Source organism: Nostoc sp. JL31, assembly GCF_017114965.1.
GTDB classification, from domain to species: domain Bacteria; phylum Cyanobacteriota; class Cyanobacteriia; order Cyanobacteriales; family Nostocaceae; genus Nostoc; species Nostoc punctiforme_A.
In genome coordinates this window covers 1-12,375 of sequence record NZ_JABXKO010000081.1, presented here as the reverse complement: position 1 = coordinate 12,375, position 12,375 = coordinate 1, and the positions used below count along the sequence as shown (strand labels likewise).

10 protein-coding genes are annotated in these 12,375 nt (G+C 39.0%); 3 read left to right on the top strand and 7 right to left on the bottom strand.

The genetic code is table 11. From position 1 onward, the window contains the following. Positions 1–211: 211 nt before the first annotated feature. Positions 212–1,837, bottom strand: a complete 1,626-nt coding sequence (locus HWQ43_RS18810; protein WP_292736847.1) for a serine/threonine-protein kinase — start codon at positions 1,835–1,837, stop codon at positions 212–214. Positions 1,838–2,310: 473 nt separating this feature from the next. Here HWQ43_RS18810 and HWQ43_RS18805 point away from each other — a divergent pair, with 473 nt between their 5' ends. Then, positions 2,311–3,024 carry a transposase gene (locus HWQ43_RS18805; RefSeq protein ID WP_292736900.1) on the top strand — a complete coding sequence of 238 codons (714 nt, stop codon included), beginning with the start codon at positions 2,311–2,313 and terminating at the stop codon, positions 3,022–3,024. A gap of 258 nt (positions 3,025–3,282) precedes the next feature. Continuing rightward, positions 3,283–4,107: a DUF3644 domain-containing protein gene (locus tag HWQ43_RS18800; RefSeq protein WP_292736845.1), complete on the top strand. Its 825-nt coding sequence runs from the start codon at positions 3,283–3,285 to the stop codon at positions 4,105–4,107. A 16-nt stretch (positions 4,108–4,123) separates the two neighbouring features. Here the strand turns inward: HWQ43_RS18800 and HWQ43_RS18795 are convergent, their stop codons facing one another. From HWQ43_RS18795 to rpiA, 5 genes are all read right to left on the bottom strand, one after another. Next, on the bottom strand, positions 4,124–5,314 hold the full coding sequence (locus HWQ43_RS18795; protein WP_292736843.1) for a DUF6262 family protein: 1,191 nt from the start codon (positions 5,312–5,314) through the stop codon (positions 4,124–4,126). A 14-nt stretch (positions 5,315–5,328) separates the two neighbouring features. After that, positions 5,329–7,191 carry a site-specific integrase gene (locus tag HWQ43_RS18790; protein WP_292736841.1) on the bottom strand — a complete coding sequence of 621 codons (1,863 nt, stop codon included), beginning with the start codon at positions 7,189–7,191 and terminating at the stop codon, positions 5,329–5,331. Between the two features lie 3 nt (positions 7,192–7,194). Beyond that, on the bottom strand, positions 7,195–7,599 hold the full coding sequence (locus HWQ43_RS18785; RefSeq protein WP_292736839.1) for a hypothetical protein: 405 nt from the start codon (positions 7,597–7,599) through the stop codon (positions 7,195–7,197). Then, positions 7,596–8,642, bottom strand: a complete 1,047-nt coding sequence (locus HWQ43_RS18780) for a tyrosine-type recombinase/integrase (RefSeq protein WP_292736837.1) — start codon at positions 8,640–8,642, stop codon at positions 7,596–7,598. The genes HWQ43_RS18785 and HWQ43_RS18780 overlap by 4 nt, the downstream gene beginning before the upstream one ends. A gap of 484 nt (positions 8,643–9,126) precedes the next feature. Beyond that, entirely contained in the window at positions 9,127–9,834 is a 708-nt protein-coding gene (gene rpiA, locus HWQ43_RS18775) for a ribose-5-phosphate isomerase RpiA (protein ID WP_292736835.1), read from the bottom strand. A 247-nt stretch (positions 9,835–10,081) separates the two neighbouring features. Between rpiA and HWQ43_RS18770 the strand changes: the two genes are divergently transcribed. Beyond that, entirely contained in the window at positions 10,082–10,756 is a 675-nt protein-coding gene (locus HWQ43_RS18770; RefSeq protein WP_292736898.1) for an S-layer homology domain-containing protein, read from the top strand. A 30-nt stretch (positions 10,757–10,786) separates the two neighbouring features. On the opposite strand, the gene HWQ43_RS18765 is transcribed toward HWQ43_RS18770, so the two are convergent. Beyond that, on the bottom strand, positions 10,787–12,061 hold the full coding sequence (locus tag HWQ43_RS18765) for a hypothetical protein (protein ID WP_292736833.1): 1,275 nt from the start codon (positions 12,059–12,061) through the stop codon (positions 10,787–10,789). Positions 12,062–12,375 lie beyond the last annotated feature (314 nt).

The window sequence follows — 12,375 nt, the reverse complement described above, 5'->3', positions numbered from 1 at the left end:
ATATTTATCAAAAAACACTAAAATATACACCGCCAACACAGATTTTTGGGATAAACTAATGCCAATCGTGTGAGGAGTGAACGATGGTAGATCGCAGCTTGGGGCGAGTATTTTCATTTAGTTTTATCAGCATTAGTTTATATTTGGGTATTAGTATAGGAGTCATTATCCGGCTTGGGCAATCACAGCTTTTGAATTCCACCTTGCGGTACTAGTTATTGTCATCTTGTGGCTTTTCCTCGAACTTCTGAACATTCTGGGGTTGACTATTAGTCGGTGAATTTTGCTTTTCCAGTGTTGGTACTACCACAGCAGAAGGATCTGATTGTTTGGATTCTGTTGATGCTGCTGGTGGTATAAGTAGAGGTTTTGATGGACTTACGGGTTGAGGGGAGGCAGGATTTTGACTAGAAGCGGGTAAGTTATTTTGTGGGAATGGCAATGGTGCGGGGGAAGCTTTTCGAGATGAGCGGATTGCCCGTAGTTTCTCCACTAAGGAAGGCGTGGGGGAAACGCTAGGTGAAGGTGTGGATTGTTCGGAATCACCGCTTTGTGATTCTCTTGTAGGGCTGCTGGTAGATTCTTCTTGAGAAGAACGACGATTGCGGCGACGCTGCTTGGAATTAGAGCCAGGTGCTGTTTCGGTTCTTGAGGTAGTGTTAGTCTCTTCACCTCTGGGTGAAGATGTACTATCAAAATTAGGTGCTTTCGCGCCTGATTCTTGAGTTGGCTTTTCAACCAGTGGCTTGGCAGTCGGCTGCTGCTGAGATTTGGGTAATATGCTTGTGATCCCAAAACCTGCTGTAGCAGCAACTAAGGCTACACCTATACCAATAAGTACCTGAGATGATCCCAGCTTTTTAGCCAGTACACTTTCCTTAGCGATGCCTGGGTTGGGTTGCGCCAGCACAGATGGTCTATAAATAGAATTTTGGGCAGTTTTCCCAATTATAGTTGCTGCTTGCTGCGCAGATAAATTGACAGTTGGCACTGCGTAAGTGGGTAAAACTTGCGGTGTTCCATTCACCCCATTTCCAGGTAGCAATTGCAGCCAGTCAGCAACTGTCGCTGGCCGAAAACGAGACTCTACCGCCATACCGCGCATTACCGCTTGGTTGACAGCAGCACTCAAATGTGGTTGCAGTTCGCGGGGGGAAGGCATTTGTTCGCGATCGCGCAATAATGCTGGCATGGGAACTTGGGCTGTCAACAGTGCATACAAAGTCGCTGCTAAACCATAAACATCAGTGGCGGGTGTACGCGCCGCTTGCGTCATATACTGCTCAATGGGAGAATAACCCTCAGAAACCAAACCTGTGTGAGTCTGTCTGACACCGCCATTAAATTCCCTGGCAATGCCAAAATCAATTAGTATTACTTCCTGTGTTCCTTGACGAAGAATAATATTATCCGGTTTGACATCGCGGTGTAACAAGCCGTTGTTGTGTACTACCTGCAATGCTGCACCAATTTGGCGGATGTAATGAATTGCTGTGGCTTCTGGCAGAGTTATCCCTGGCAATACAAATGCGTCTCCCAAGGTTTCGCCAGGAATGTATTCCATCACCATGTAAGGCAGTCCAGCTTCTACAAAAAAGTCACTAACTCGGACTATATTTGGGTGAATACACGTAGCTAATCGTCTGGCTTCATCTTGGAATTGGCGCTCGAATTTGGCAAAATCAGGATGTTGTCGCAGCCGTTCATTGATGGTTTTCATCACCACCTCCTGACCCAAGTAGTGATGCGTAGCTTTAAAGGTAATGCCAAAGCCACCCCGCCCTATTTCTTGAATTAGGGTATATTTTCCATCCTGCAAAATTGTGCCTGCTAACATAAAGAGTCCTGAGTCCTGAGTGAGCAGATAAGTAGCGAGTCCTGAGTCTTGAGGGATTTCCCAAAAATTTTCCCATATTTTTATCGGGCAGGGTTCTTGCCTGTCTATTTTACGGGATGATTTAGTTATTGGAATTCCTGAAGTGAGAAAGACCTCCCCACGATCACAACAGTTTTATCTTTCTCAGATGATAACGCGGGAGTGCGGCAAGCTTAAAGCAGAAGACGGGCTAAGAGGATGTTTGAAAAGTTTTGGGCGATTGGAAATCGCGGCTACACAAGCAAAGTCCGCACAACGACCGGCTCAGTGACCACCTGCGCGGACTAACACAAAATCAAACTCTTTAACCCACGTAGGTGGGTTTTGTCTGTGTAGCCGTGACTTCTAGTCGCCAAGGCTAGTAATAATTTAGACTTTTCAAACACCCTCTAAGGCTATTTTTGAGGTTTTATAGAAAAGTAGGCTAGAAGTTTATAACACTTCCAAAAATAGGAGATGTTTCAGCAATTATTCATAGACCGATTGAGGGTAAAATCAAAACTGTGACTGTATCTAAAAACTGCTCTAATCAATACTTTGCAGCTATTCTGTTTGATGATGGCAAGGATAAACCAGAGCCAAAAGCAGATGGTAAAGCGATAGGTATCGATTTGGGGTTGACTCACTTTGCTGTTACTAGTGATGGATCTAAATTTGACAATCCCAGAATTCTCAACAAACACGAGAAAAATTTAAAGCTTAAACAGCAACAACTATCTAGAAAACAAAAAGGCTCTAATAACCGCATTAAGTCTAGAAATAAAGTTGCTAGAGTTCACAGAAAAATTACTAACTGCCGAGAAGATTTTCTGCACAAGCTATCTCGTAGGATAGTTAACGAAAATCAAGTCATAGTGCTTGAAAATCTCAACGTTAAAGGCATGATGCAAAATAGAAAACTTTCTAAAGCCATCCATCAAGTTGGATGGGGAATGTTTTGCACCATGTTGAAGTACAAGGCAGAAATGTCAGGGAAAATTTATCTAGAAGTTGATAGATTTTTCCCTAGTTCAAAGACCTGTCATGTATGTCTTAATCAAGTTGGTAGTTTACCACTGGATGTAAGATTCTGGGCTTGTGAAAAATGCCAAACTAAACATGATAGGGATTATATGGAATTAAAACTTTTGTCAACAACAACAGCATAAATTTTTGTATAGTCACTATTTGACATTGTTTATATGTTAATAACGTTAAACAAAGATTTATGATAAGAAGCCTGTAAACTAAGTTAATATACTAAGAATCTTATCAGTATAGCCTTTTACATAGCTAACATATAATCCAAATTACTATTGTGGCTACGGATACTACTACCGTATGCTCAATTTAAGGATACTTGTGTTTTCAATCACACTCAATCGAAACTGACTAAAGGATAATAGCATTACAGATTTAGGTTTGCTATGAACAGTTATTCCCAAGAAAATAACTTTGTTTTAACACTTGAGGGTAATGCTATAGATTCCCTAGTTCATGCTGTTGAACATTTTCTAGACGAAGAAAGACCAACTTATCTCAAGTATGCTATCCTTCATGTTTTTCATGCTGTTGAGCTATTTTTGAAAGCAAGGTTAGCAAAGATAGATCCAGAACTAATTTTTGAAAAGCAAAGGAAGGATGGATCTCGGTTTACTATCTCAGTTAGCAAAGCAAGAGAATGTTTGGAAAAAGAAGGTATCATTTTTTCAACAGTTAATAAAAATAATTTAGATGCTTTACAGGTAGTTAGAAATCAAATTGAACACTACCGTTTTTCCGGTAATCGTGAAGATATAATAAATTATGTTGGTCAAGCAATGTACTTTTTAGAATCATTTCTTAAAACAGAATTAGAAATTAGTCTTAAAAAAGAACTAGATGCAGTGGAGGAAGGAGTTTACGAAACTTTATCGAGAGCCTATCTATTTTATATTAAAAGGATGCTTGAAAATGGTATAGAATTACATCCTAGATATAAAGGATTAGACGGTACAGACTTTGTTATTTGTCCAAACTGTGAAGAGGAAACTGTTGTTATTCCTGACCCTACCACTCAAGATGATTCAGTTCATTGTTTTCTTTGCCATACTAGTTACTCCTTCTTTCAAGAAAGCTGTTTGCGTTGCGAATCAATAAGCTATTCCCTTCAAACACTTAAGCCTGGAGAAAAATTCACAATCCAAAATTCAGACGATTGGTATGAGCATGGATTCTGTGAAATATGTTTAGAAGATATACAAGATGAGTAAAATAAAAACATTATATTTATTTTGGCTGTGCTACCCGACGGAGATAATCTAACGTCCATTTTGCAGACATAATTTCAAATTTTATCCATTGACCAGTATTATCTTGTACTATAATCATTTCTTCTTCTTCTTTAAACTGTTGGACAATCCCATAATTTCGTGCTAGATCATACCACTCAAAAAAATTAGTTTTAATCGTGTAAGCCTCTCGTTCTACGTCAGATTCGTTAGGTTCCCAGCCATTTTCTAAAGCAGTTCTGAATAGGGAAGACTTGGAACGAACTTTTTTACTACCTACAGCTAGTCTTTCTTCGACTACTGATAAAGCGTTAATAACTTGTTCATAAGGCTTAGACTTAATCAAATCAATGAGGCTTTTATTTAGTTTAATCCCTAATTCAGAACATTTATCTTGTACCTTGCTGTCGAGAACATTATTAGATTTTAAAGTTTTCTTAGCCTCCTCAATGGAAGTTAGTTTAGCATGAGTGGTGTTTAAACCTTGTCGATCTTCTGTTAATTCTTTTTTGGTAGACTCCAACGCTGTTTGAAGTTTTTTAATATCTTCAGTCTGTTTTTGATTAGTTAGCTTAAGATTCTCCTGGTTATTCAAATCACTATTCAATTTATCTAGTTGTTGAATTACTTGTTTATGTTGAAGTAACATCTCTGCTTTCTCAGATTCTAGAGTATAGATTCGTTCATGTAGTTGACGATTTATTAATTCGGATACAGCAGTAGCGTCGTTATTATTGCTAAGTTCTTGAAGTTGCCTTTTCAGTTCAGCCTTTTCTATTTGTAACACTTCGACAGTTCTGACTAACTCCGAATTAGACATTCCATATACCACTTCTAAATGTTGTCTGAGTACCAAATTTTCAGTTTCTAATTTATTGATACGTTGTTGCAGTTCAATGATTATATTTGTTTTAGAGACACTTGATTCTATTTGATTATCTGGCGTGGATTTCTGAATATTAGTTTTTTTTACTAATTGTTTATCTCTTAATTCTTCAATTCTCTCTCGAATTTCTATTTGGTTGTACAGCCAGGTTCTTGATACTCCCGCTTCTTGCGCCACAACACCAAAGTTAATACTCTTGTTTTCCTTATGTAACTTTTGAATTGCTTGCTCTGTACGTATCAGAGCAGAATCTCGTTTCTGCCTAGCGTGTGACTGTAATCCTGATGTGTTTCGTTTTAACATAGTGGTTCAGTAAGTTATACGTTACCCAATTCCCTTGGTGTTTGACCAGATGGCGTTGGTTCATCAGTTAATTTGGCACTTAGCATTGACATAGCTTCTATACCTTCTTCAACAGCAGCACGTTCTTCTTCAGTTAAGGGAATTTCTTGTAGCATTCTCTGAAGATTGGTTTTAGATTCTAAAATTTGTGCCTTACTAGAATCTTTTGGTATATAAAAACTGCACTTAGCGCAAGCCATTCTATGCTTACATTGGTCAAAAAAATCATAACTACAGTATCCATGTCCTAAGTCATAAAACTTCCACGCTTCACCATTGGACGATGCTCCATTTTTTACAGCATCTTGGTCAATTAATACCTCAATAGTGCGGAGATTACGCTTAAAATATTCAGCGTCTTGATATGACTTAGCTAATTTAGTAGGGGATACTTTTGTGTAATTTATTGTAGACCCAACATCCCTATGTCCCAGCCACTCTTTCAATTCAAGCAATGTCATAGGATCTTTAGCATTAGCTAGCTGAGATGCAATTGTAGACCTAGCACGGTGGCTAGTAATATTACCTCTCGCATCTGTTTCAGGTGCATTTGCTTTTTTACAAAGCATGGGAATAACAGAATGGTTTATGTAAGCTTTCCCAACTTTTCTTCCACGGTAAAAAAAAAGATAGTGGGCAATACTACCGTCTTTATGGTCTATAATTGGAGGTTGGTTTGGGCGAAATTTCTCCCACTCTTCAATTGCTTCGCCTACTAATCTGTCTACAGGTTTAGTGTATGCAGTGCCAGTTTTATGAACAGGTATATCTAAATAACAAACAGCATCTTTAGAAACTAATTGATTAGTCCCTGGTATAATTACATCATTTTTCTGCCAACGTACACAACCTACTCGTAAGCGGTAAATTTCATCGGATCTTAACCCTGCAAATAGCCATACAATTACTATGGCTTTTACCATTTCTAATGGATACCAAGGAACACGATTACTTAAATCTTGATACTGGGAGTGAGGTAAATCTTCTTCAGTAAAATTTAGCCCAGCCCACAAGAGCTTCGCCCAAATATCATCAGAAATTACCCTGGGATTTGGACTAATTAAACCTTTAATTGAACGAGGAGTCGCAAAAGCTCTCTCTGGGCTAAAATGTCTTTTAATCCATCCCCATTCTTGACAATCTATAAAAAATCTTCTTGCAGTTCCAATGAGCGCGTTTTTTGATCTAGGAGAAAGAGGTTTACCAAGATTTTTTTCGTACATTTTAGTTGCATCTGCCCATTCCCCTACTTTCATTTTGACTACATCTGCAATAAATTCTATGGCTAAATCACGAGTCCATTTCTCAGGACTAATAATATCAGGATGCTTCTTAAATAACCAGCGTCCGATCTTTAGCAATTGATAATAATCAGTTTGTCGAGTTCGTGGTGATAAAGTAGATGTATCGTACCAACGCCGACAATATTCAAGCCAAATTTGTGGAACATTCTCTGTAGCGTCATGATTGCCAAAACGCTCTCCTTCTTTAACTCTAGATGTTAATGGTTCAGTAATAATTCCTAAACTTGTTAAAGCACAAGATGTTGGTAATAAATCCCTTCTAATATAAACTGGTAAATTATCATCATTCCTCAAAGACTTAAAAATTTCAATTGTTAAGTCTTCAATATATGGACTTCGATTTTTTAATAATAGGTCACAAATACAACCAAGCATTCTAACTTTAGCTCTATCTTTACCATATCCAAGTTCTAGGTATGCTTCTAAAATTCTGTCACAAGCTTGGTTAACCAATTCTTCCCCAAAAACTTTAGTTGCTACTGAATATGCACAAATCCTACTACCTGAAGGACGATGGTTATGGAAAATTCCCAAAAGCTAAACAATGCTTATTAAATGATTCCTCGTATCTTTAGGAACTTTATATTTTTTGAAAAAACAAGTACCACTATAGCAAAATATTTCTCTCCAATCTTCTTCGCTCCAAGCCCAGAAATTTATTTTGCGGTTATGAGCTTCATGAATAATTACTTTAATTACGCTTGAACGAGTAGTTTTATTAGCCCCTGTTATATCTAAAGCATTATAAAGAGGATCTAATAATATTTTTAAGGTTTCATAGCTTTTGGAATACCATGTTGAATTATTCTCTACAACAAAAGCAATCTCATCTTTTTCAGATTGAGTTAGTTCATGAGTTTTGTCATAATAACTAGGGTTTATAGGAAGTTCCCATTTATTACTTTGTGTTTGCCTTACTGTTACTTTCTTTTGAGCTTTCATTTTAGTATTTCTGTCATCATTGCAATACGCCAAGCATGAACACTACTCATGGTAGTTTCAAGTTTTTGAGCTAAGTCACGTCCACTTAAATGGATATAGATTTGAGTGGTTTCCATGCTGCGATGTCCCGCAAATTTAGCTATTTCATGCAAATCCCATCCAGCACGAGCTAAATCTGTTAAACATAAATGCCTAAATGTATGGGTAGTAAATTGATGCACACACGCTTGTTTAGCTATTCGTTCTACTACTTTTGACCAAGTGGAGATAGAGATAGGTTGACCTTGATTTCGTTTTGACTCGGAAAGGAATAATCCACCTCGTTCTTTACTTAACTGACGACGATATCCTAAATAATTGCTATATAAACCTCCTGTAGCTACCGAGTAAGGAATAATTCTTTCTTGTCGGTTTTTAGTTGTTTCTGCCCTAATGCTTATCAACCTAAAAGCTGGATCTATGTCACTTGTTGTTAATGCACATAATTCCTCTCTTCTTAAAGCAGCATCATAAGACATTGCTAACATCAATTTATTTCTAAGTAGTTCTTCTTTTGCTGCTTCAATAATTGCTTGCCACTGTTCATTAGTGGGAATCCAAGGAAGCTTTTTGTATCTAGGAATTAGGCTACGGTCACGATGACCACCAAACCCTTTACCTGGGGTGTATCGACCTCTGCCAACTGGATTATTCTCCCGAACACCTTCTTCAATTAAATGGTCATAAAACAATCGCAAAACTGTTATTCGTAATTGCATAGTAGCGTTTGCTAAACCCACTCCAGAATCCATAGAAATCACATTGACTCCACGAGAATTAGGACGTTTAGTCAAATAGCGTACATAAGCGGCAATGTGTTCTTTCGTTGCTGTTTCTGGTACGAGTCTTGAAATCTTGCAAAATAAAATGTAGTCTTCTAGACCTCTGCCATACGCTTCTACTGTGTTAGCTGCTAAACCTAAATCTGATTGAATCTGTAACCAAAGTCGAGCTTGTGTAGATTCAGCCACAAGCGGATATCGTTCCCATTTTATTTCTACCATGAGAACACTGTACACGATGTAAACACCATGCTAGTCTTGTTGTTGTTGTTGTTTACAATGAATTATTCTATATAACTTAGATGTGAACGCAAGTATTAACCTCAGAGATAAGGGTCTACGAATACTTCAACTGCGCCCTTCTCTACAAGAGGCTGCGCCAACGACTACGCTCAGGACAAGCTCAGTACAAGTTTTGACCTCTGGAACGGGGGATAAAGCCTGTCGCCCAGATGTAAGTCACAGTAAGGGAGGACGCAAGAAATCCACTACTGCGCTTTCTGTTGGGCAGGAAGCCTACTGTGTACGCGAAGCGTCACTGTAGGTAGTTCACTGTCAAAACAGAATTCAGGAGTCAGAATTCAGAATGAATTAATACAACTGGCGAATTTTGGGAAATTTCTGTTTAAACTCACTGGAATCTTGCTTAGTTTTGGATTTTAGAAGTCTCTGAAATCTAAAATCCAAAATCTAAAATCCAAAATTCTTACAGTTGCCGCACTAATGGCTGACCATCTTTGACTTCACCAATTAAAACTAAATCGACACAGTTAACGAAGATACCATTTTCCAGAACGCCGGGAATGTTATTCAACGTCTTTTCTAGTCCGGCTGGATCTTCAATAGAGTCAAATCTGACATCTAAGACAAAGTTGCCTTGGTCAGTGATTACTGGCCCAGCTTTTTTTACACCCATACGGAGTTCTGGTTTGCCACCAAGTTTTTTGATGGCATTGGTGACAGGGGTAATCGCCATTGGAATCACTTCCACGGGTACAGCGAAACTAGAACCTAAGCGTTCTACTAACTTGCCACTGTCTACCACGACGATGAACTGTTCTGCTAGGTAGTCTACGACTTTTTCGCGGGTATGTGCTGCACCACCGCCTTTAATCAAATTCTTCTGCGGATCGACTTCATCTGCGCCATCAATGGCAATATCGATGTGGTCAATAGCATCTAAGGTGGCGAGAGGGACACCATACTGCTTCGCCAGCACTTCTGACTGAAACGAGGTAGGTATACCAATGATATCTTTGAGTTCGCCCGACTTGAGGCGATCGCCTAAAAACTGAATCGTATATGCTGTAGTTGACCCCGTACCCAACCCCACAATGGAACCCGATTTGACTAGGGCGGCGGCGGCTTTGCCAACTTCTTGCTTCATTAACTTTACGGGATCTGTTGTTGTCATTCCCAAAACTCCTGAAAAACTGACTATAGTCCATAGTAGTGGGCGGATAACGTCAAAACATCAAAGGTAAAAAACAAGTTTTTACTGATTTCTACTCCCTTGATGATGAAAACCAGCTAACGCATTACGTAGCTATGCAACATCGCCTAGCCAAAATTCGTCATTAATTAAATGAGATTAAATTTTGCGTTAACCTCAGTAACGTAGTTTTTTAAATTCACGTTAGCAGCTAAAAGTGGTTATTATGATGCGTCAGCTTTCAATTACTCTCTCTTTAATGGCAGTACTACAAAGCTTGCCAGCAATTGCTCAAGTATCAGAATCTACTTCTGGAATCCCAGCTGATTCCATTCAACAAGTAACTGCTGTCAAATGGATGACAAACTTTCCCGATGGCAAATTTTATCCAGAAAGGTTACTGAGTCGGGCAGAATTAGCCTCGATTATGGTAAAAGCATTTCGCCTAGATAAAAGAGAAGCTGTTACCAAAGAAAATTTAACTATTCCAGATGTTCCTCGTTCTTATTGGGCATTTAATGATATACAGACAGTCTTAAAAACTGACATCATGAAAGGCTATCGGGGCAATGAATTCTTCCCTAACCAAAAGGTGACAAGGGCAGAAGCTTTGGCTATTTTTGCCCAGGCTTATGGTGTATTTCAGTTTCCTGATGCCGCTGTGAATGAGATTCTAGCTTCACATCCAGATGAAAAGTCTATCCCAACTTGGGCTAGAAAAGCGATCGCTACAGTAGCTACTGAGGGATTTCTGAATACAGATGCTCAAGGCAATATTTCCCCATTAAAACCCGTAACCCGTGGGGATATGGCTTATGTATTGAGTAAATATTTGCAACGACAACAGCAACAACCCGAAACACCAGAAGTTCCGATGATTCCAAATAGCCCACAATCACCTTAGCTAGACTTTTTCTAACCAACGTACTTAAAATCAGTTTTGACCCGGATTTTTATACTTGTCTCGAAGTTGGCGAAGAAGATATAAGGAATTAGACTGTGTTGGTTGTTGCAACACATAATTCCCATAATTAGATTGTGGTGGTTGTGTCGGTTGTTGCAAGCCATAATTCCCATAATTAGATTGCGGTGGTTGCGTCGGTTGCTGCAAGCCATAATTCCCATAGGTAGATTGTGGTGATTGCATCGGCTGCTGCAAGCCATAATTCCCATACCCTACAGGGTTTGTGGGTGTGACAACACTTTGACTCGGACTTTGGCTAGAGTAAGGTACAGTACTACTTGGTGCTACATTAGGCACTACTTGACCGTTATTTAAATTAGTGTAGGGATTGTAGGGATTTTGTGGTAAGTTTGTACCCGTAGTTAACCCATTATTAGGCACTACTTGACCGTTATTTAAATTACTGTAGGGATTTTGTGGTAAGTTCGTACCCGTTGATGTGTTACCTGTCCCAGTAGTTAACCGAGTGTTTGGTAGAGAATTCTGACTGGTTGAGCTATTGATGGGTGGCATTAAGGTTGTTCCTGGAGCGGAGACTTGCCCTACAGCATTTGTCTGAGTTGCAGTGTTACTACTGAAGCTAGACAATTTCTGGTTTGTCGATTGATTAAGCGCTGCTTGCAGAGGGTTGATAGAGAGAGAATTTTGATTCTTATTGGTTTGATTAGTGAATCCAACACCCAAGCTAGAAGATGTTTGGTCTCCCCCTGTTGGTTCAGATGCCGTATTTAAGGTTTTAAGACCTAGAAACGGGTTATTACTATCAACTGTTCCAGTACGCAATAAATTGTCTGTTTGTTGGACAAAGGGATTTTTCGCGGCTGGGGAGGTGTCGCCGTTAACAACTAAACCAGGATTTAATTTGGTATTATTAGCAGACTTTTGTTTGTTAATTACATCATCTAATGAGTCTTTGCTCTTTTTTGCCTCAGTCTGTTGTTCAGGCGCATTTGCCGTTGATGAGAGAGTTCCTTGCTCAAAGTCATTAAATAAAACTGGTAGGTTATCAATATCTGCTGCAATAGCTTTGTTTTCTTCTGACAGGGAAGAATCAGCAGACTTTTGTAAAACGACTGGTTTTTTTTGCTTATAAACGAAAATATCTGGGTTTGACCAGTATTCCCAGGTTGCTAGCCCAACTACAGATAAAAAAATCGCCGTTCCCCAAAAACCAGGCCGCCCTAGATTCCATAACCTGGCTTTGAGATAGCGTAAGTAAGCGGGAGGATAATGACGATGTGGCATGGGATTTGCTAAGTGAGATTTACTATAAATTGGTAAAATTCGACGGAAGAGGCATTGCTGTTTGATGTTTTTATTTGCCTGGGAAGGAAATATCTTAACTAAAGTTCGATTGTGATTTCATCGTAACTTCTCAAGAAATTATTAGTTATAAGTAAGTCAAAAATTTACTAATCACTATTTTAAACTAAACGGTTTAGTCTGAAAATTAATTTTGAGTATTTTAGCTGCGATCGCCCCAGTTTCCATTTTCGCTATCTTGATGGTTGAGTCGATGGGGGATATTATTCCCCGCACCTCTCAGTTAGATCCGTGCG